Raw genomic sequence first — 17,860 nt, 5'->3', positions numbered from 1 at the left:
CTACCGGCGGTCCAGCACTTCGGAGAAGAAGTCCAGGTGGGCTCGTGCCACCACGGGCCATGCGAAGCGGGTGACGGCGCGCTCGCGCCCGCGCGTGGCCAGCTCCCGGCGGCGCTCCGGGCTCTCCAGCAGGCCGGCGAGCGCGGAGGTCCACGCGGCGGGAGCGGCCTCCGGGAGCACGAGGCCCGCGTCGCCCACGGTGCGGGGCACCTCGCCGGAGTCGCTGCCGAGCACGGGCACGCCGCAGGCGAAGCCCTCCGCGAGCATGCGGCCGAACTGCTCCTTCCACTTCGGCGTCGTCTGGCTGGGCGCGCACAGCACGTCCATGGCGTTGAGCACGCGTGGCACGCCGGTGTGGGGCACGCCGGTGAGGACGCGCACCCGGTCTCCATGGCGCGCGGCCCAGTCCCGCAGCGCGCCTTCCATGGGGCCACCGCCGGCGAAGAGGGCGCGCCAGGGCGTGGTGAGCCGCTCCAGCGCCTCCATCAGCAGGGGCACGCCCTTCTCGGGCACGAAGCGCCCCAGGTAGCCGACCACGGGAGGGCCCGAGGGCTCCCAGCCGAGCTCGCGCAGGAGCGTCTCTCCCGCGGCGCGGTCCGGGCGGAACAGCTCCGCGTCCACGCCCATGGGGACGTAGCGCGCGGGGCGTTGTGCATAGCCGGGCCGGGCGAGGAGGTTGTCCTTCACCGTCTCGCCCCAGGCGACCCAGCCGGCGGAGCGCTGGACGACGAAGCGCTCCATCTGGGCGAAGGGCGGCGGGTAGCGCTTGGAGAGGTTCTGCGCGGTGCAGAAGACGAGCGGCACGCGGCGCGGGGTGAGCAGCGCCACCTCGAGGCCCGCGAGGACGTAGGGCTCCTCCCAGGAGTGCACCAGGTCCACGCCGCCGGACAGGCGCGCGCGCAGCTCCGGCCCGTAGACGAAGGCGTGCAGGGAGCGGCTGAAGAGGGCTCGCACGTCCTCCACACGGGCGGACTCCTCGGGCTCGCGCTGGAGGGTGAGGGGGCTCAGGTCGCCGTGGAAGAAGCGGGGGGCCACGGCGGTGACGTCCCAGTCACCTCCGCCCACGCGCGCCATCTCGTTGGCGAGGCGCCGGTTGAGGGTGACGACGTAGGAATGCGAGACGGTGACGAGCCGGCGTGGCCGCTTCACGGGAGAGCCCTCGGGGTGCGCGGGCGACCGAACCAGAGCCGCGCGGGACGGTCAAGGCTGGGACTTCGGAAGAAGCGGGAGTGGGGTCAATGCGCCCGCGGTCGGGTGGGCGAGGCAACATCGGGAGGGCGCGGATGGTTGCACGGAGGGGGAGCATCCTGGAGTCCTGGATGTTCCCAGGCCCATCACCGGGCGAGGAGCTCAGCCATGGACTCGTTGAACCGGCTCGCAAGCCTCTGCCTGCCTGCTCTCATGTCGGGACTCGTGGCCGGCTGTTCCACGGGGGGCACGATGACCATTGTCCTGGGCAGCGTCGAACCACACCACTTTCGTCTACGGGGTGCGGTACGACTTCGTGGGCAGGCAGCGATACAACCCGAGGCTGAGCTTCGAGCCGTTTCCACCCGAGATGCGCGAGCCGGCCGAAGTCATCGCCCGGAAGATAGAGGCCACCTTCGACGTCCGTCGGCTCCCGCGCGAGGTCGCGGCCACGCCCGTTCCCCTCTACGTGCACAACACGGAGCCACCGGAAACGACCCTCTTTCACGCGCTCTTCACCAGCCAGCCGGACAACATTCCGTGAACCCGCTGCTCGCCTCGTGACGCCATGGACTTCTCGACCGAAAAGCTGATGGCCATCGCCCGGAAGTACTGGCGTGCGGACAAGGAGTACGAACACCGGAAGGAGCGCTCACCCGAGGCGCTCCGGCTCGATGCACTCTGGGAAGAGACGCTCCGGAAGGATGATTTCAACCGCTGGGACATGTTGACCCGGGAGCTTCAGCTTGAGCTTCCCGGGTTCTTTGTCAGCAGCGGCCTCCTCGGGGCTGGGCACTGCTTCAATTGCGTGGCCTGGTCGGGCCGGAAGCTGGGGGGCTTTCCGCCATTCCATTTCGCCGTCGTCGGCTGCATCAGCATCCTGGCCCCCTCTACGTCGTCTACGGCTTGGAGTACGACCTTTCCAGAAGTGAGGTCCACTACCCGAAGCTGAGCTTCGAGCAGCTCCCGCCCGAGCAGCGCGGCCCGGCCGACCTCATCTCCCGGAAGCTCGAGGCCACCTTCGATGTGCGCAGGCTCCCGCGCGAGGTGGCTGAGACGCCCATCCCACTCATCGTGGGCTGGAAGGAGCCGCCGGAGACGCCCCTCTTCCACGCGCTCTTCACCGACCTGCCGGAGAACGTGGGCTGAACATGTCCATGCAGCGCTGATGCCGGAGCTCAGCGCCCGGGCACCAGCGAGCGGTACACCGCGAGCACCTCGCGCGCGTAGCGCTCTCGGGAGAACCGCTCCACCGCCGTGCGCCTCGCCGCCTCGCCCAGCCGCGCTCTCAGTGCACCGTCCTCCATCAGCGTGCGCAGCGCCGCCACCAGCGCATCCCTGTCGCCCGGAGGCACCGCCAGCGCGTCCACGCCGTCGGTGAGCGCCTCCGCCGCGCCGCTCGCGCGCGAGACGATGCTCGGCCGCCCGCACGCCAGCGCCTCCGCGATGGTGAGGCCGAAGGGCTCGCGCCGGGTGCTGGCGTGCACGAACACGTCCAGCGCCCGGTACACCGCCGCCGGCTCGGGCTGGAAGGGCACCAGGCCCGCGCGGCCGGTAAGTCCCCGCGAGTCGATGAGCTGGCGCAGCTCCTCCTCGGAGAACTGCGAGCCGGGCGTCCGGTACAGCGGTGCACCCACCAGGTAGAAGCGCGCGGGCAGGTTGGGACTCCGGCGCATCAGCTCCGCCGCCGCCTCGAGGAAGACGTCGTGCCCCTTCCAGCGCGCGTATGTCGCCACCAGCCCCACGCGCAATGTGCCCTCGGGCGCCGGAGGCAGCCCGGCCAGCGCGTCCAGGCGGGCCCCGTCCGCCGGGCCCGGGGAGAAGCGCTCCACGTCCACGCCGTTGTGCACGACGTGCACCGGCACCCGGCCCAGCACCGCGCGCGTGTCCTCGCCCACCGCGCGCGAGTTGGCGATGGCCGCGTCCGCCAGCGGCGACAGCGCCCCCAGCGCGCGGCGCACCAGCGGTCGCTCGCCCAGGAAGTCGTGGATGTGCCACACCCGCTTCAGCGGCAGGCCCGCCGTGACGGGGCTGAGCAGGTGCGTCTTGATGCCGTTGGAGTGCAGCAGGTCCGGACGCACGGCCGCCACCTCGCGCCGCAGGGCACGGCCGTAGCCCGCGAGCAGGACCGGCGTCGGCGCCAGGCTCCGGGCGAAGCGCCACGCCTCCTTCGGCCCGCGCCCTCGCAGCGCGCTGTCCCCCAGCGCGGACAGCCGCTCCGGTAGTGCCAGCAGCCGGGCGTCCACTCCCAGCGAACGCGCCTCGTCCAGCAGTGGCCCGGCGGTGGCAGCGAGGAGGTGGAGTGACAGCCCCGGCTCCAGACGCTTCAGGCACGCCATCAGGTCCAGCAGCGCGCGCTCGGCCCCGCCGAGGATGCCCACCGGGTTGAGGAAGAGGATTCGCACGGTGGCGCTGACCGAAGCAGAGCCGTCCGGGACGGTCAAGGAACAGCAGAACAGCGCATGGCGCCTTCGATCTCGAAGAGCCGGCGGCGCGGTTTGCCGTGCTACCGGAACTCGTTCACGATGTAGACGCCAGCCCGGGAAGAGTCGAGGAGCGCCGTCCCTGGCTTGGACTCGGGACGCTTCCTGAGCTGCCCCAGCCCGAGCCGAGCAACTGCGCAAATGGGCACCTGATCGCCTCCCTTCAATGGCTGGGCGGCGTAGTACCGGATGACGGCTTGGGGGCCGCTGGTCCACACGCGCCCGTACAGCCGCGATGGTGCGTCAAGTAGACCGAGGTCGTCTTCGAGCACACTCTCGATAGGCCCGTCGTACAGAGTGATTGGACTACTGGACTGGTTCGCGTCGACCTGCACCCAAGCAGCCTCACCGACGAACATCCTCAAGTAGTTCATCGCCTTGCGTGCCTCTTCCGGGCACTCCTGCGGTCCCGGAGTTCCGTCAGGACGAAGTGCCACTCCGCCTGTAGCAGTACCAGGGCAGCCGGAGGACACCACGAGCAGGACGGCGCAGCCCAAGAGCGCGAACGTGTTGGAGTGCATGCCTCCCGCTCTTATCGCGCAACGAGGGCTGGATCTAGTTGGACGAGGGCTTGCCGCATCCCGTCGTGCCGGTAGATCTCCAGAAAAACCGAGGCCAGCTTGCCGTCTTCGATGAACGCGCTCCTGTCAGCAACGACCGCGACCACACCAGACTCGCCGGGAGCAATCGAGGAACTGGTCGAGCGCACGGCGACGGCGCTCTCCCGTCCGCTGGATACGGTCAGAAGCCGGGCCGACTTCACGCTCCAGGGCTGCTCTGGGGCGAGGTTCTTGACGTTGAAGACGACCGCCGCCTTGCCCTTCCCCCGGAACAGCGTCGCCTTGATCTCGGTGTCGTCATCTTTGCCGGTGATGTGGCTCGCGATCATGAACGGCGTCTGCGCCACCGCGCCCGAGGCCAGCAGGGCGGCAAGGGCGTGATCCTCCGAGGTCTCTTCCTTGCGGTAACGCTGGTTCTCTTCGGTAAGGGTGTCGTTCTTCTTGAGTGCGTCCATCAGGGCCGCATGCATGGCCGCATAGCTCTCCCGGTCCTTGAACACGTCGACTTGTTGGTCGGTAATCGGCATCCACCCCCCGTCGCTCTTGCTCCAGGGAGGTCTTACGAGAAATGGAATTTCGGTCCCATCAGCCAGCGTCACGACCAGGGGAATCCCTTCGTCCTTGTTGAGGTCATGGATGGGCTCAAGGAGCACCTTGTTGCGGACCACCGCCAGCGGTTCGAGCCGGCCCTCCCAACCAATCATTTTCGTCTTGCTCGGGTCTACAAGCTGCTCGAACCGCAGCGTTGTGACGACCTGCCCCTTCACGTAGATAGGGCGGGTGTCGTCGGCCGGGTGCTCGGAGAGCATGATGCGGCGCACGGAGAGCTTGTCGCGCTCGCCGCTGGCTTGAGTGGCTGATGACGCCATGAGGACAGCAAGCAGGCCATACCTGAGAAGTGGGCGAGTGCGTATGGTGAGGCCAACGTAGCAGGAGGGGTGTGGGGCATCCAATCTACGCGCGCCTCAGTGGTACCTCGGATGGTGGCACCAGGGATGGCGGGACGTCCGATGGCTGCGTGGATGCCGGCTCGGGAGATGGCGGAACCGATGACGAGAGCGAGGGTGACGACCGCTCTGCGCTGGGCGGGTCCTGCGCGTCCATCGGTGGCTCGGGCTCGTTGGCCCTCACCGGGCTGGTGGTGATGCTCGCGTTGCTGGCGATGCGCCGTGCGTGTTCCGCCGGGTCTCGCGAGCAGGTGCGCGGCGTGCTCCGGCACGGGAGGGAATGCGCCTGATGGGCGCTTCCTCCCTCGAGAGCGGGAGGACGCTTCTGGCCGGAGGAGGTAGGCGCCCTACGGCTGAAGCCGACCGCCCAGCAGCCGCAGGTACGCATCCAGCACGGTGCGCGCGTGCGCGGCCCAAGTGAAGCGCGCGGCGCGGGCGAGGCGGGCCTCGCGCGACGGTGGAGGCTGGCGTCCGGTGAGCAGGGCGTCCACGGTCTCCACCCATGAGGGCACGTCGCCCACGGGACAGTAGGCGCACGTGTCGGCGCCCACCTCGCGCAGCACGGGCAGGTCGCTGGCCACCACGGGCGCGCCGCAGGCCAGGGCCTCGATGACGGGCAGGCCGAAGCCCTCCGCCTCGCTGGTGACGAGCACCGCACTGGCGCGCCGGTACAGTCCCGCCAGCGTGGGCCGCTCCTGCCGCGGTGGCCGGAGCAGCGCGTCTCCGATGCCCAGCGCCTCCACCTGCGCGCGCTGGGCGGAGCTCAGTGCGCCGCCCTGCTGTACCAGCCGCAGCTCCGGGTGACGGGCGCGCAGCGCCGCGAAGACGGCGAAGAGCACGTCCAGCCGCTTGCGGGGAATCGCGCTGCCCACGTGCAGCAGGTAGGGCCGGCCTCCCAGCGGCGCGAGCAGCTCCTCGCTCCGGTCGCCCGGCACCGGCTCGGGGCGGTACTCCGGGGACACTCCATAGGGCGCCCAGACGAGCCGGGCCGGGTCCACCACGCCACGCGCGAGCAACTCCGAGCGCACCGCCTGCGTGCTGTGGAAGACGAGCGCGGCCCGCTCCAGCCCCGCGAGCTGGGCCCGTGCCATGAGGCGGAACAAGGCCGGCCGCGGCTCGCGCTGGGGCTCCAGCACGGAGCGGAACGCGTCCAGGTCATGGCAGTAGACACCCGTGCGCCCGGCCGGCAGCGCGTGCACGAGCTGCGCGTAGGTGTGGTCCACCACGTGGAAGGCGTCGTACCGGCTCCGCGCGAGCAGCGCGCGGCCCGGGTACAGGCCGAAGCGGGTGAGGAGGCGGTCCGCGTTGAAGGCCGCGTTACGTGTGCCCAGGCGCGGCAGCCGTCGCGCCACGGATGGAATGGGCGGACGCACGGCCTCGGCGGAGACCTCGGAGGGCAGCGCGGACAGCCCCTCCAGGAGCGCCTCGCCCACCAGGTCCATGCTCGGCCAGCCCTCATCGCGAGGGTCCATCAGCAGCGCGAGTCGCGGCGGTGAGGTACGGGGGGAGCTCCGGCTCATGGCGCCTTCTCGCGCAACAGGGCCTCCACCGTGCGCTCCAGCGCGAAGCGCTCGCGGTAGACCTGGGCCGCGCGCTCGCCCAGCGAGGTGCGCGCTCCGGCATCGGACAGCAGCCGCTCCGTGGCCTCCACCAGGGGCTCCGGCGCGGTGCCCTCCACCAGCGCCACCGCGCCCAGCTCACGCCACAGGGGCTCCGTGAGGTGCCCGGCGTTGGTGACGATGGGCCGCCCCAGCGCCAGCCCCGCCATGACGGTGGTGCGCCGCGCGCTCACGCCATCCGGGTAGGGCTGCACCAGCACGTCACACGCCGCGAGGTATGCCGCCACGGCCTCGGGCTCGAGCGAGTCCCGCTTCTCCAGCCGGCCGGCCAGCTCCGGGTAGCGCACCGCCAGCGCCCTGCCAAAGGCCCGGCTCCCCCGGCCCAAGAGCAGTGCCTTCCGCTCCGCATCCGCGCGCAGCAGCGGCACCAGCACCGCTTCCAGCGGCCCCGCGGTGAGCGCCCCATAGGTGCCGAAGTGTCCCAGCCATGGCCCGGGCCCCAGCGCCATCCTCACCGTCTCCACCGCGTCCACCGTCACGTCCGGAGGCAGGGTGCTGGGCACCGGCCGCCACTCCGCGCGGCGGCGGACGCTGGCGGGCAGGTGCTCCGCCCAGGCGGGAATGGACACGAAGGCGCGGTCCGCGGCGCCGGCCACCAGCCGCAGCATCACCCGCGTGGCGCCCGCGAGCACCTGGTGCTTCAGTGGGGCCCGCGCGCTCCACGGGTACACCACCTCGTGGAAGAACACCCAGCGCTCGTCCCGCCGCCGCGCGGCGAACCACGCGCAGAAGGGCACGTTCATCGCCTTCATCCCGAAGGCATGCGGCACGTACTGGAGCAGCAGCCGCCGGGGGCCGCGGCACCCGTCCAGCCCGCGCGCCAGCATCTTCAGCCCCGCGGGCGTGAAGAGCGCCGGGACGCGGTGCACGGTGACTCCGTCCTCCTCGCGCACGTCCGCGTCACCCGGTGCCCAGACATGCACCTCCTGTCCAGCGCGGGCGAGCGCAATGGCCACCTGCTGCGTGTAGTCGCTGACGCCGCCCGGCTGCGGCGGGTACTCACCCGTGAGGACGTGCCAGGCGGGCGCGGTGAGGGGCGGAGTCATGGGCCGCGGCTTCCAGCCACCGGACCGGAGCTAGGACGCCTCCATGTCGCGGATGGCGAGCAACTGGAAGGCGTGGCGCGGGAAGCGCGTGGCGAAGGGCTCGGTGAGGATGGACAGGCGGCTGCCCAGCCGGAGCGGACGGATGCGCGGAATCGCATAGTCCCCGCGCAGCGGCTTCCACCCGCTCATGCCGGTGACGTGGTAGCCCCGCAGCTCGAAGTCGTAGACCTCCCAGCCGGAGCGGTGCACCTGGTGCACGTTGCTGTCCCACTCGTCCTGGGGAAGGAAGCCGTTGGGCGTGAAGATGATGACGCGCTTGCGCGCCAGGGACTCCATCATCTCCATCAGCCGGAAGCCGTCGGGCTTCTCGAAGTGCTCGATGACGTCCAGCGCCACGACGGCGTCGAAGCTCTTCGGCCCGAAGCGCTTGCCCGCGTCCATCAACTCCATGTGGTGGTACTCGCGGTGGATGCCCGCGGCGCGGCTGCGCTCGATGCTCGTCGCGTGGCCGTCGATGCCCACCGTGTGGGGAATCAGGTGCGAGAAGCCGTGCAGCGGCGAGCGCGAGCCACAGCCGATGTCGAGGACGCTGTCACACGTGCCGACCAGCGCCTCCTTCAGCGTACGGTGGAGGACCTCGTGCTCGCCGACGAGCACTTCGCGCTTCAGGAACTGGAGGATGTCGCCGCTGGAAACCATTCGCGGCGGACCGTAGCCGTTGCGCTCCACATGGAGCAACAAACACGCGAGCATCCGTGCAGGCAAAGCCCGTTTCGGACGCGCGCTCGGTCCCCCCCGTGCCGGGCGAGCCTCCATCCTTCGAACCCGGGGGCTCTCGTTGCTTGTAGGCCTGGGGTCCCACCGGTAGCATTTCGCCCCCTGTTCGCGCCGTGCGCTCCGGGGGCACTGCCCATCCGGGCCGGCCCTCCACGAGACGCCCGGAGCGGGCCGGCCCGTACCCATGAACGCAACCGCGGCATCCGAGGTCAGTACCGGCGAGGTGAAGGCACGTGCCCTGAAGGGCATGTTCGTGCTGGCCGCCCGCACCGTGGCCTCGCAGGGGCTGCGGGTGGTGAGCGCCCTGTTCCTGTCCCGGCTGCTCTTCCCCGCGGACTACGGCCTGTTCGGCATCGTGTCCTACGCGGCGTCCCTGGGCGTGTTCCTGGGGGACCTGGGCCTGAGCGCCGCGCTGGTGCGCCAGCCGCACGAGCCCACCCGCGACGAGACCTTCACCATCTTCTGGTGTCATCAGGCGCTCACCGCCGTCATCGTCGCCACCGTCTGCGCGCTCGCGCCCCGGCTCACGGAGGGCTACGCGCTGGGAAGCGGGGCGGTGCCCATGGTGTGGGCCCTGGCCCTGGGGTTGTTCCTGTCCTCGCTTCGGGTGATTCCGCTGATGGCGCTGGAGCGCCAGCTCGCGTTCCCCGTCATCGCCCGCGCGGAGCTGATTGAGAACGTGGTGCAGGTCATCACCACCATCGCCCTGGCGGCGCTGGGCTTCGGCGCGTGGGCGCTGGCGCTGGGCGGTCTGGTGCGCGGCGCGGTGGGGCTGGTGCTGGTCTGGTGGGCCTCGCCGTGGCGGCCCCATGGCGCGTTCCGCCTGGAGGTGCTCAAGCGGCTGTTGAGCTTCGGGCTGGCGTTCCAGCTTCCGCCCCTGGTGGCGGCGATGGTGGCCGGCTGGGTGCCACTGGTGGTGGGGCACATCCTCGGGAAGGAGGCGGTGGGCCTGGTCAACTGGGCCTGGGCGCTGGCCTCCACTCCGATGATGCTCAGCGTGGTGCTCAACCGCGTGGCGTTCCCCGCCTACTGCCGCCTGCAGGACGACCCGGCCGGCTTCGCGGAGTACCTGCGCACGTCGCTGCGGCGGCTGTCCGCGGTGCTGTTGCTGGCCATTCCGCTGGTGGTGCTGGCGCTGCCGGTGGCGGTGCCGCTGTTCTTCGGCGAGCGCTGGGGGCCGGCGGTGATGCTGGTGCAGTGGTTCAGCCTGGAGTGCGTGCTCACCACGCTGACCGGGCTGCTGGCCACGGCGCAGAACGCGGGCGGACGGCCGTGGGAGCGGCTGGCCGTCGTCGTGGGCGTGGGCGCCGCGAAGTGGGGCATCGGCACATGGGCCATCCAGCGCTTCGGGCTGGCGGGCATCGGACCGGTGGGCGTGCTGGTGGGACTGGCGGAGCTGTGGGTGACGGCGTGGCTGGTGGCGCGCCTCAACCCGGCGATGCGCGGCCTGGTGTCGCAGGTGGTGGAGCCCTTCGTGACGGTGGGGCTGCTGCTGGCGGGCGCGTGCGCGGCGGCGCTGGGGCTGGTGCGCGGTGGTGCGGTGATGCAGGCCCTGGTGGGGGGCACGCTGTTCACGGTGCTGGTGCTGGCGCGCGAGCGGCTGCCGGGGACGTTGTCGCTCCTCGGCGAGCTGAAGGACATCCTGGGATTCGTCCGGGCACGGCGGGCGGCGCGGTCCGCTCCGGTGAGCCCGGCTTCGTGATGAAGGACGCGAGCGATTCGATGAAGAAGGTCGACCTGGTCATCTCCATCGTCAACCACAGCAACCCGGAGTTGCTGCACGACTGCCTGCGCACGCTCTACGCGACGACGCACGACATCTCCTTCGAGGTGTGGATTGTCGACAACGCCACCGGCGGCAGGGGCGTGGAGGCCATGCGGCGCGACTTCCCGCAGGTGCGCTGGCTCTTCAACACCGAGCGCAAGGGCTTCTCCGCCAACCACAACCAGGTGCTGCGCGCGGCGCGGGCCCGGTACATCTGCATCTTCAACGACGACACCATCGTCCACGAGGGGGCGTTCGACGCGCTGGTGCGCTTCATGGACGAGAACCCCCGCGTGGGCATGGCGGGCGCGCGGCTGCTGAACGCGGACGGCACCATCCAGAACTGCACCTTCCGGCCCATGTCGCTGGCGGGGCAGCTCTTCGACCTCGTCTTCCTGCCGCGCCCGCTGCACTTCCTCAAGACGCTGGAAATCGACCCGGCGCAGTACGGGCACGAGGAGGCCCGGGTGCGCTGGGTGCTGGGCGCCTGCATCGTGGTGCGCGAGGAGACGCTCGCGGAGGTGGGCCTGCTGGACGAGCAGATGTCCCCGCTGGGCAACACCGAGGACACGGACTGGTGCGTGCGGGCGTGGAAGGCGGGCTGGGAGGTGGCCTTCTGCCCGGAGGCGGTGATTACGCACCTGTCGAGCCGCTCGTTCCGGCCGTCCGCGACGGGGCCGGACAAGGTGCGAATCGAGCTGTGGCGTACGCGGCTGGCGTACTTCCGCAAGCACCACGGCCGGCTGCATGAGCTGGCGATGCGCGCCATCCTGGTGGGGACGCTGCCTTACAACGCGGCGGTGCTGACGCAGACGCTGGTGCGCGGGCGCACGAGCCTGTCGGACTACCGGCGGCAGCTCTCCACCTACCTGGGCATTTCCAAGATGGGCCTGCGCGCCCGGGTGTGAGGCCGCCTCCGCATGCCGTTCTTCTCCGTCGTCATCCCCACGTACAACCGCGCGCGGCTGCTGGAGGAGACGCTCGCCTCGGTGTTCGCGCAGGAGGAGACGGACTACGAGGTGCTCGTCGTGGACGATGGGTCCACCGACGACACGCTGGAGACGCTGGCGCGGTACGGCGGTCGGGTGCGCGTCTTCCAGCAGCGCAACGCGGGTCCGGGCGCGGCGCGTAACCTGGGCATCCAGGAGGCCCGGGGCGAGTACGTCGTCTTCCTCGACAGTGACGACCTGTGGTTCCCGTGGACGCTGGCCACGTACCGGCGGGTGCTGCGCGAGCAGGGCGCGCCCTCGGTGGTGATGGGCACGGCGGCGTCCTTCACCCGGCCCGAGGAACTGGCCGGGGTGACGCGGGAGCCGCCGCGGGTGGTGCGCTTCGCGGACTACCTGGCGAGCGCGGAGGACCGGACGCCGCGCACGGCGTGTGTGGTGGCGGTGCGCACGGAGGCGCTGCGGCGGGTGGGCGGCTTCGCTCCCCGGCGCATCAACGGTGAGGACTACGACCTGCTGTACCGGCTGGGCACGGAGCCGGGCTTCGCGTGGGTGCGGGCGCCGGTGACGGTGGGCTACCGCCAGCACGGGGGCTCGTCGTCCACGGCGCTGGAGCTGAGCCACCAGGGCACGCTGTACCAGCTGGAGCAGGAGCGGCTGGGGCGCTACCCGGGAGGTGAGGCACGGAGGCGCGAGCGCCTGGAGATGCTCCTCTACAGCCTGCGCCACGTGACGCAGTGGCTGCTTGCGCAGGGGAGGGTGGACCTGGCGCTGGACCTGTACCGGCGCGGCCTGCCGTTCCATCTGGCCGCGCCGCGCTGGCGCTACGTGCTGGGCTTTCCGCCATGGGCGGTGGCCACCACCGTGCGCCAGCGCGTGCTGGGGCGCTGACCCGCGCTGGACGGAGGCGTGAAGCCTCCAGTGCCCGAGTCAGCTCATCAATCAATAGGAACTCGTGGCGTAGCCAAACCCGTCCCGCAAGTTCAGCGAGACGTTAAAGCATTCGCCGCGAATATTCCCGTAGTCGTATTCGCAATGCACTGTCGTCAGCGGGCTCGCCAGGAGATACTTGTGGCTGCCTGGCTGCAAAGAGACGGAAACGTTGCTTTTGTACATGGCGCCTCCGCCGGGCCACCAGCGGTACTCGTCCCTTGTGTACTGAAGCGTTATCGCCTTCCCCAGCGTGGCCGGGATGGTGTGATTGCGATCGCTCCAGAAGGTGACGGAGAGCTCGTGTTCTTCGTGGACATAGTCCGGGTTGTCCGACGCATAGAGCAACTGGGACTCGATTCGCGCGTAGGGGCCGCCGTAGACCCACTGAATCATGCTCAGGTCTCCCGCGGACAGCGCATCGCGCTGCGCGAAGAACGTAGTCCCGTTGAGCCGGGTGATGGTGGGCAGGCCGTTGGCGGAGAACGAATATGAGTCATACATCATGACTGAATCGAAATCGAAGGCTCCCTTGTCGAAGGCGTCAATTCCTTGCTGGGTGTATTTCTGAAAGTTGGAGGACATTCCGTACTGGATGTTGTTCCAGTGGATGATGACATGGTTATCCCGGTCCTGCCGTGTCTGCTCGTGCAGAAGCCCCACCGCGTGGCCAATCTCGTGAATCGTGTTGCCGGTACTGCAGTTGTCAGCGAGGTTGATGACCTGCCGGCCGCCCACCATTCCGAACAAGGATGAGCACCCGCTGCCCCTCACGAACTCCACGTAGTTGGGCTGTGTGGTGCGAGGCACGAAGCGCAGGTTCGTGTTGGCCTGCCAGTGCGCTATCGCACTGGTGACACGTCCCTGGTCGGGCAGTGCGCCGTTGATGACGTAGTAGACCGTCTGGAAGGGCCACATCTTGCTCAAGGAACTGAGTGCCGCGGAGCTGGGGCGGACCTGTGCGCTCTGGAGTCTGCTCTCATCTCCCCGCAGCACCTCCACCTGCTCTTCGGTCAGCAAGATGTCTCCCTGGAACACATACTGGCCGGCCTTCACCTCCAGCGTGTGGGTGCCACCAGGTCCCTCGATGATGACCTGGGTGCCCTGCACTTCCGGCATGGCCAGTTCGACGCCACGAGCGCCGCCCCCGGCCAGCTTCTCGAGAGAGGCCGCTGCTTCGGGTCCACAGGCAGACGGCAGAACCATCAGCGCGGCAAGTGAAACGAGGACTGGTATCCTTCTCATGGCTTCCCCTCATGGCGACGAGACGAAGACAGAGCCTACTCACCGAGGCGAGCAGGAGGGCAGGAAAGGACACATTCAACAGCATGGGGACGGCGTCCCCGGAGCGTGTGTGGAGCAGGGCAGTGCCCTGGCTTCTCCTCACACCCGCTTCGGCTCGATGCGGCACACCGCCGACCTGAACGCGGGGAACCCGCTGATGGGGTCTCGGTGCTCCGTGGGCACCAGCCGGTTGGGGTTCGCCTCGGCCCACCCGGCGGGCATCACCACCGCCTCGGGGTGCACGTCCTCCGTCACCACCGCGCGCAGCGTGATGCGCCCCGTGGGCGACACCACATCGACCTGGGCCCCATGCGTGACGCCTGCGCGCCTCGCGGCCTCGGGGTGCACGAGCAGCTCCGGCTCCCGCAGGCGCGCCCTCACGCTCGGGCTCTGGGCGAACTGCGAGTTGATGCGCGCGCGGGGGCGGGGGCCGGTGACGAGGCGCAGGGGGAAGGCCTCGGTGGGCTGCATCGGCGGCGGCGCCCAGACCGGGAGCCCCTCCAGGCCGGCCTCCTCGAGGGCGGTGCTGACGAACTCGGCCTTCCCCGTGGGCGTTCCGAACTCCGTCCGCGCGCCGGCCTTCGGCTTCGGCTGCAGCGCCTCGTCCCGCATCCACTCGACGCGCGGCGCCTTCATCGCCTCGGCGAAGCTCTTCCACGGGAACCACTCGCCAAGCCCGCAGGCCTGCGCGAGCCCGGTGAGGATGTCGAAGTCGGGCTTCGAGTCGCCCTGCACGGGCACGAGGCCCTTCGCGGCGACCTCCGTGTCATCGGCGTCCACGTCGGGTGACTCGGCGAACGTGCTCGCGGGGAGCACCACGTCGCTCTTCTGGGCCGAGACGCTGAAGAAGGGGTCGATGCTCACGAGGAGGTCGAGCTTCTCGGCGGCGGCCTCCAGCTCCTGCGTGCCCGACGCGGTGACGAGCGCGTTGCTGCCCCACAGGATGAGTGCCCGCACCGCGTAGGGCGCGTCACGGAGGATGGCGTCGGCGAGCAGCTCGCCCTGCGCCTCGCGGTTGAAGCGGTCGAACAGCGGAAAGCGCGCGTGGCCGACGTTGGCCTCGCGAAGTTCCGGCGGCGCCGGCTTCGGGGTGCGCATGCGGTACAGCGCCGGCAGTGGCTCTTCGAGGAAGCGAGGCCCGTTGGGCGTCACCAGCGAGCGCGGGGCGGCCTGGTCGAAGCGGCCGCACAGCACCTCGAGCGACGAGATGGCGCGCACGGTCTGCACGCCGCTCACGTGGTGCTCGACGCCGAGGCCCTGCCAGATGCCGAGCGGGCCTCCTTCGACGAGCAGGGCCGCCACGCGCTCGACCTGGGCGCGGGGCACGCCCGTCAGCAGCTCCACCCGCTCCACCGGGTACTCGGCGGCGAGCTTCGCCAGCGCGTCGAGGCCGTGGGTGCGCTCGCGCAGTGCATCGGTGGGCGGGCGCTTCCGCAACACGAGGTGGATGAGGCCGAGCGCCAGCGCGCCGTCGGTGCCGGGGCGGATGCTCAGGTGCACCGTCGCTTCCTTCGCCAGCGTGGTGCGCACCGGGTCGATGACGATGAGTGTGCCTCTCTCCGCCTTCGCCGCCACGAGGTGCGCGAAGGGAGGTGCCGTCACCGGCGGGTTCGCGCCCCACACCACCAGCGTCTTCACGCGGCGCAGCTCGGGCGTGTACTTGGTGCCCACTGTCAGCGCCTGCCCCATGCGCAGGCTCGCCTCGCAGAGGCTCGAGACTGTCGCCACGTTGGGGGTGCCGAAGGCGCGCGCGAAGCGATGGAGGAAGCCCACGAAGGGGTGCCGCACGAAGGGCCACCCGGTCTGCACCGCCAGCGCGCGCGCGCCGTGCCGGGCCTTCACCTCGGCGAGCTTCGAGGCGATGTGCCCGAGGGCGTCTTCCCAGCTCACCTCGTGGAAGGCGTCGCCCCGGCGAATCATCGGGTGCCGAACGCGCTCGTGGCTGTGCACCAATTCGCGCAGCGCGAAGCCGTGCTCACAGACGAAGCCGCGGGTGCGCGAGCCGAGCGCGCCCTCGACCTTCACCAGGCGCCCGTCTTCCACCACGCACTCGATGCCGCAGCGCATGAGGCAGAAGCGGCAGGTGCCGATGGTGCGCTGGCGCTCGGGCTCCTGCCTTCCCACCAGCGCCAGTCCGGCCACGCCGAGCCCCACGGCGCCCAGCGGAGCGGCCTTGAAGAGGTCCCGGCGCGTCCACTTGCGGCGCACCACGTGCTGGAGGGGTTCGCGGCTCATGGCAGGGGCTCGATGACGATGGCGCGCGCCGTCTCCGGGCAGGCCTCTTCACACAGCCCGCACCCCACGCAGGCCTCGGGGTGGAACAGCGGCGCCTTCTGGGGGCCGACCACCTCCACGGCGCGGTCGGGGTAGGGGCACACCTGGTAGCAGAGCCGGCAGATGCCGCGGCCCGTCCACGGGAGGCACGCCGAGCGCTCGAGCTTCGGCACGCCCAGGCGCACCTCGCGCGCGACGACGTCGGCGTCGGCCGCGAGCGGCACCAGCGCGTCGGTGGGGCAGACGTGTGTGCACTTCATGCACAACACGCAGGCGCGGTCGTCGAAGTCCAGGTACGGCGTGGCCACGTCGAGCGAGAGCCCCGAGGGAAAGCGGATGACCTTGGTGGGGCACACCTCGGCGCAGCGGAAGCAGCCGATGCACGCCTGCTCGAAGGTGCCGCGGGGCAGGGCGCCGGGCGGGCGGAGCTTCCGCTTCGTCTCCGCGCGTGTCTTCTTCGGCACCACCGCCAGCGCGGCGGCCGCGGCGAGCGCGCCCACGAGGCCCCGGCGGTTCATTGCTTCCCCTCCACCTTCAGCGGCGACACCCGCTTCCACGACAGCGCCCGCGTGGGGCACGAGGCGATGCACCTGCCGCAGCGCTCACAGCCGCTGTCGAGCCGGTTGTTCATCGGCGATTGTCCCAGGTTGCAGATGACGTCGCACACCGTGCAGTCGGTGCACTTCGAGCGCTCGTTCACCACGCGCAGCGGCGACGCGCTCCCCAGCACCGAGAACATCGCGCCCCCGGGGCACAGCGAGCGGCAGAACCCCGCGCGCGAGACGAAGGTGTCGAAGAGGAACGCCCCCACCACCAGCAGCCCGCCCGCGCCGAGCGAGCCGTAGAACACCGCGCGGAACGCCTCGCGCCCGATGACCGCCGGCGGGTACACCAGCGGCACCAGCTGCACCCCCAGCACGCTGCCCACGAGCAGCACGCCCACCAGCACCACCCGCGACGTCACCCTCGGCAACTTCACATCGGCCGTCGGCAGGCCCAGGCGCGAGAGCAACCAGCGCGCCGCGTTCGCCGCCGCGAGGACGGGGAGGTAGGGGCACGCCCACCCGCAGAAGAAGCGCCCGAGGAAGGCCACCAGCAACACTCCGGGGAGGACAGTCCACACCAGGTTCCAGCTCACCCCCATGAAGAGCGCCGTCGCCAGCGACTCCAGCGGGTCGACCAGGTCGAACAGCCACACCCACACCGAGGTCGGCGCGCCGAGGAATGGGGGCGGCGTGGTGGGAAAGATTCGCGCGACGGCGCTCCAGCGTGAGTCGGCCGCCAGCCCGGCGCCCTCGACCTCGAGGGCCCGCAGGTGCCACAGCGGCAGGCCCACCGACAGCAGCACCGAGAAGCCGAGGAACAGCCTGCGCATGCGCTGGTAGCGCCGGCCATGGCGCAGGGTGATGTCGAATGGCTGGAGAACGCGCTTCACGAGCCCTCGGCGAGTGCGAACGTCGTGCCAGTCTCCCTCGAAGTGTGGGAGGGAGGTAGGCCCCGTTGCGGACAGCGGGCGGGTGCAGGGCTCAAGGCTTTCCGGCGCTCACCCCGGGAGCGATTCGTGTGTTCCAGTGCGCGTCGATACGCTCCGCCAGCTCCTCCAGCGCCTCGGGAGCGGCGGTGAGCGTCTCCGGGTCCACCACGTCCGGGTTCGACCACCACGCGGGCGGCTTCACCGTCCCGTGTGAGAAGCATCGGCAGGCGCTGCACCAGACCCATACCCCGCCGATGCGACCCTCTCCCCGGGCATGGAAATAGAGGTGCGCGGACTCCGCGCGCCCACACACCGGACAGGAGGCTGGCATTCGCGGCACGTCACCCGCGAGCACACGCGCGAGCAGGGTGTCCAGGGCATCGCTCTCCGCCGAGTCTCTCCAGGCGCGCATCACTCCCCGGGCATAGCACGCGCATGCATCGGCATCGTTCCAGACCTTCGAGCGTTCCCGGCCCTGAACCGGGACGGCCGCCTCCCTGCCCTCCAGCCGCTCCCAGCGTGCCATGCGAGTGACTGCGCATCTTCGTGCGAGCAGTGCCCGCACC

19 protein-coding genes are annotated in these 17,860 nt (G+C 70.5%); 7 read left to right on the top strand and 12 right to left on the bottom strand.

Annotated features, from left to right (window positions below; all coding sequences use genetic code 11):
* Nucleotides 1-1,149 carry a glycosyltransferase family 4 protein gene (locus tag K8638_RS02040; RefSeq protein WP_223752666.1) on the bottom strand — a complete coding sequence of 383 codons (1,149 nt, stop codon included), beginning with the start codon at nucleotides 1,147-1,149 and terminating at the stop codon, nucleotides 1-3.
* A gap of 298 nt (nucleotides 1,150-1,447) precedes the next feature.
* Here K8638_RS02040 and K8638_RS02035 point away from each other — a divergent pair, with 298 nt between their 5' ends.
* The 3 genes from K8638_RS02035 to K8638_RS02025 are packed head-to-tail and all read left to right on the top strand — an operon-like array spanning nucleotide 1,448 to nucleotide 2,337.
* A complete protein-coding gene (locus K8638_RS02035; RefSeq protein WP_223752665.1) occupies nucleotides 1,448-1,732 on the top strand; it encodes a hypothetical protein in 285 nt (94 codons plus the stop codon).
* Between the two features lie 24 nt (nucleotides 1,733-1,756).
* Entirely contained in the window at nucleotides 1,757-2,140 is a 384-nt protein-coding gene (locus K8638_RS02030; protein ID WP_223752664.1) for a hypothetical protein, read from the top strand.
* On the top strand, nucleotides 2,095-2,337 hold the full coding sequence (locus K8638_RS02025) for a hypothetical protein (RefSeq protein WP_223752663.1): 243 nt from the start codon (nucleotides 2,095-2,097) through the stop codon (nucleotides 2,335-2,337). The genes K8638_RS02030 and K8638_RS02025 overlap by 46 nt, the downstream gene beginning before the upstream one ends.
* A 29-nt stretch (nucleotides 2,338-2,366) precedes the next feature.
* On the opposite strand, the gene K8638_RS02020 is transcribed toward K8638_RS02025, so the two are convergent.
* The 3 genes from K8638_RS02020 to K8638_RS02010 form a co-directional block, all read right to left on the bottom strand.
* The gene (locus tag K8638_RS02020) at nucleotides 2,367-3,593 is read right to left on the bottom strand and encodes a glycosyltransferase family 4 protein (RefSeq protein ID WP_223752662.1); all 1,227 of its coding nucleotides are present in this window, start codon (nucleotides 3,591-3,593) and stop codon (nucleotides 2,367-2,369) included.
* Between the two features lie 101 nt (nucleotides 3,594-3,694).
* The gene (locus K8638_RS02015) at nucleotides 3,695-4,192 is read right to left on the bottom strand and encodes a hypothetical protein (protein WP_223752661.1); all 498 of its coding nucleotides are present in this window, start codon (nucleotides 4,190-4,192) and stop codon (nucleotides 3,695-3,697) included.
* A gap of 11 nt (nucleotides 4,193-4,203) precedes the next feature.
* Nucleotides 4,204-5,100 (bottom strand): DUF2381 family protein, encoded by an 897-nt coding sequence (locus K8638_RS02010; protein WP_223752660.1) that lies wholly within the window; start codon nucleotides 5,098-5,100, stop codon nucleotides 4,204-4,206.
* A gap of 71 nt (nucleotides 5,101-5,171) precedes the next feature.
* On the opposite strand from K8638_RS02010, the gene K8638_RS02005 reads away from it, so the two are divergent.
* The gene (locus tag K8638_RS02005; RefSeq protein WP_223752659.1) at nucleotides 5,172-5,468 is read left to right on the top strand and encodes a hypothetical protein; all 297 of its coding nucleotides are present in this window, start codon (nucleotides 5,172-5,174) and stop codon (nucleotides 5,466-5,468) included.
* A 57-nt stretch (nucleotides 5,469-5,525) separates the two neighbouring features.
* On the opposite strand, the gene K8638_RS02000 is transcribed toward K8638_RS02005, so the two are convergent.
* Genes K8638_RS02000 through K8638_RS01990 form a run of 3 tightly spaced genes read right to left on the bottom strand, consistent with a single transcriptional unit; the run spans nucleotide 5,526 to nucleotide 8,542 of the window.
* Nucleotides 5,526-6,698, bottom strand: coding sequence for a glycosyltransferase (locus tag K8638_RS02000; RefSeq protein ID WP_223752658.1), 1,173 nt, complete (start codon nucleotides 6,696-6,698; stop codon nucleotides 5,526-5,528).
* Nucleotides 6,695-7,843: a glycosyltransferase family 4 protein gene (locus tag K8638_RS01995; protein ID WP_223752657.1), complete on the bottom strand. Its 1,149-nt coding sequence runs from the start codon at nucleotides 7,841-7,843 to the stop codon at nucleotides 6,695-6,697. The genes K8638_RS02000 and K8638_RS01995 overlap by 4 nt, the downstream gene beginning before the upstream one ends.
* Nucleotides 7,844-7,873: 30 nt before the next feature.
* The gene (locus K8638_RS01990; RefSeq protein ID WP_370643904.1) at nucleotides 7,874-8,542 is read right to left on the bottom strand and encodes a class I SAM-dependent methyltransferase; all 669 of its coding nucleotides are present in this window, start codon (nucleotides 8,540-8,542) and stop codon (nucleotides 7,874-7,876) included.
* Nucleotides 8,543-8,804: 262 nt separating this feature from the next.
* Here K8638_RS01990 and K8638_RS01985 point away from each other — a divergent pair, with 262 nt between their 5' ends.
* Genes K8638_RS01985 through K8638_RS44795 form a run of 3 tightly spaced genes read left to right on the top strand, consistent with a single transcriptional unit; the run spans nucleotide 8,805 to nucleotide 12,223 of the window.
* Nucleotides 8,805-10,322 carry an oligosaccharide flippase family protein gene (locus K8638_RS01985; RefSeq protein ID WP_223752655.1) on the top strand — a complete coding sequence of 506 codons (1,518 nt, stop codon included), beginning with the start codon at nucleotides 8,805-8,807 and terminating at the stop codon, nucleotides 10,320-10,322.
* A gap of 20 nt (nucleotides 10,323-10,342) precedes the next feature.
* Nucleotides 10,343-11,293: a glycosyltransferase family 2 protein gene (locus K8638_RS01980; RefSeq protein ID WP_223752654.1), complete on the top strand. Its 951-nt coding sequence runs from the start codon at nucleotides 10,343-10,345 to the stop codon at nucleotides 11,291-11,293.
* A 12-nt stretch (nucleotides 11,294-11,305) separates the two neighbouring features.
* Nucleotides 11,306-12,223, top strand: a complete 918-nt coding sequence (locus K8638_RS44795; protein ID WP_305071136.1) for a glycosyltransferase family A protein — start codon at nucleotides 11,306-11,308, stop codon at nucleotides 12,221-12,223.
* A gap of 51 nt (nucleotides 12,224-12,274) precedes the next feature.
* On the opposite strand, the gene K8638_RS01970 is transcribed toward K8638_RS44795, so the two are convergent.
* The 5 genes from K8638_RS01970 to K8638_RS01950 form a co-directional block, all read right to left on the bottom strand.
* Nucleotides 12,275-13,507 (bottom strand): M12 family metallopeptidase, encoded by a 1,233-nt coding sequence (locus tag K8638_RS01970; protein ID WP_223752653.1) that lies wholly within the window; start codon nucleotides 13,505-13,507, stop codon nucleotides 12,275-12,277.
* 138 nt (nucleotides 13,508-13,645) lie between these two features.
* Nucleotides 13,646-15,781, bottom strand: coding sequence for a molybdopterin-dependent oxidoreductase (locus K8638_RS01965; RefSeq protein ID WP_223752652.1), 2,136 nt, complete (start codon nucleotides 15,779-15,781; stop codon nucleotides 13,646-13,648).
* Nucleotides 15,778-16,338 carry a 4Fe-4S dicluster domain-containing protein gene (locus tag K8638_RS01960; RefSeq protein WP_223752651.1) on the bottom strand — a complete coding sequence of 187 codons (561 nt, stop codon included), beginning with the start codon at nucleotides 16,336-16,338 and terminating at the stop codon, nucleotides 15,778-15,780. Before K8638_RS01960 ends, K8638_RS01965 begins: the two co-directional genes overlap by 4 nt.
* Nucleotides 16,335-17,255: a 4Fe-4S binding protein gene (locus K8638_RS01955; RefSeq protein WP_223752650.1), complete on the bottom strand. Its 921-nt coding sequence runs from the start codon at nucleotides 17,253-17,255 to the stop codon at nucleotides 16,335-16,337. Before K8638_RS01955 ends, K8638_RS01960 begins: the two co-directional genes overlap by 4 nt.
* Before the next feature lie 91 nt (nucleotides 17,256-17,346).
* Nucleotides 17,347-17,706, bottom strand: coding sequence for a hypothetical protein (locus K8638_RS01950; RefSeq protein ID WP_223752649.1), 360 nt, complete (start codon nucleotides 17,704-17,706; stop codon nucleotides 17,347-17,349).
* Between the last annotated feature and the right edge of the window lie 154 nt (nucleotides 17,707-17,860).

It is taken from the genome of Myxococcus sp. RHSTA-1-4 (assembly GCF_020037125.1).
Lineage (GTDB): Bacteria > Myxococcota > Myxococcia > Myxococcales > Myxococcaceae > Myxococcus.
The sequence above is the reverse complement of the archived record's forward strand: the minus strand, read 5'-3'. Positions and strand labels throughout refer to the sequence as shown.

Excerpts from the sequence above, each read along its gene's own strand:
- K8638_RS02010 (WP_223752660.1), bottom strand. The coding sequence starts at position 5,100 with ATGGCGTCATCAGCCACTCAAGCCAGCGGCGAGCGCGACAAGCTCTCC.
- K8638_RS01990 (WP_370643904.1), bottom strand. The coding sequence starts at position 8,542 with ATGGTTTCCAGCGGCGACATCCTCCAGTTCCTGAAGCGCGAAGTGCTC.
- K8638_RS02030 (WP_223752664.1), top strand. The coding sequence starts at position 1,757 with ATGGACTTCTCGACCGAAAAGCTGATGGCCATCGCCCGGAAGTACTGG.
- K8638_RS02015 (WP_223752661.1), bottom strand. The coding sequence starts at position 4,192 with ATGCACTCCAACACGTTCGCGCTCTTGGGCTGCGCCGTCCTGCTCGTG.
- K8638_RS01950 (WP_223752649.1), bottom strand. The coding sequence starts at position 17,706 with ATGCGCGCCTGGAGAGACTCGGCGGAGAGCGATGCCCTGGACACCCTG.
- K8638_RS44795 (WP_305071136.1), top strand. The coding sequence starts at position 11,306 with ATGCCGTTCTTCTCCGTCGTCATCCCCACGTACAACCGCGCGCGGCTG.
- K8638_RS01985 (WP_223752655.1), top strand. The coding sequence starts at position 8,805 with ATGAACGCAACCGCGGCATCCGAGGTCAGTACCGGCGAGGTGAAGGCA.
- K8638_RS01970 (WP_223752653.1), bottom strand. The coding sequence starts at position 13,507 with ATGAGAAGGATACCAGTCCTCGTTTCACTTGCCGCGCTGATGGTTCTG.
- K8638_RS01965 (WP_223752652.1), bottom strand. The coding sequence starts at position 15,781 with ATGAGCCGCGAACCCCTCCAGCACGTGGTGCGCCGCAAGTGGACGCGC.
- K8638_RS02000 (WP_223752658.1), bottom strand. The coding sequence starts at position 6,698 with ATGAGCCGGAGCTCCCCCCGTACCTCACCGCCGCGACTCGCGCTGCTG.
- K8638_RS01980 (WP_223752654.1), top strand. The coding sequence starts at position 10,343 with ATGAAGAAGGTCGACCTGGTCATCTCCATCGTCAACCACAGCAACCCG.
- K8638_RS01960 (WP_223752651.1), bottom strand. The coding sequence starts at position 16,338 with ATGAACCGCCGGGGCCTCGTGGGCGCGCTCGCCGCGGCCGCCGCGCTG.
- K8638_RS01995 (WP_223752657.1), bottom strand. The coding sequence starts at position 7,843 with ATGACTCCGCCCCTCACCGCGCCCGCCTGGCACGTCCTCACGGGTGAG.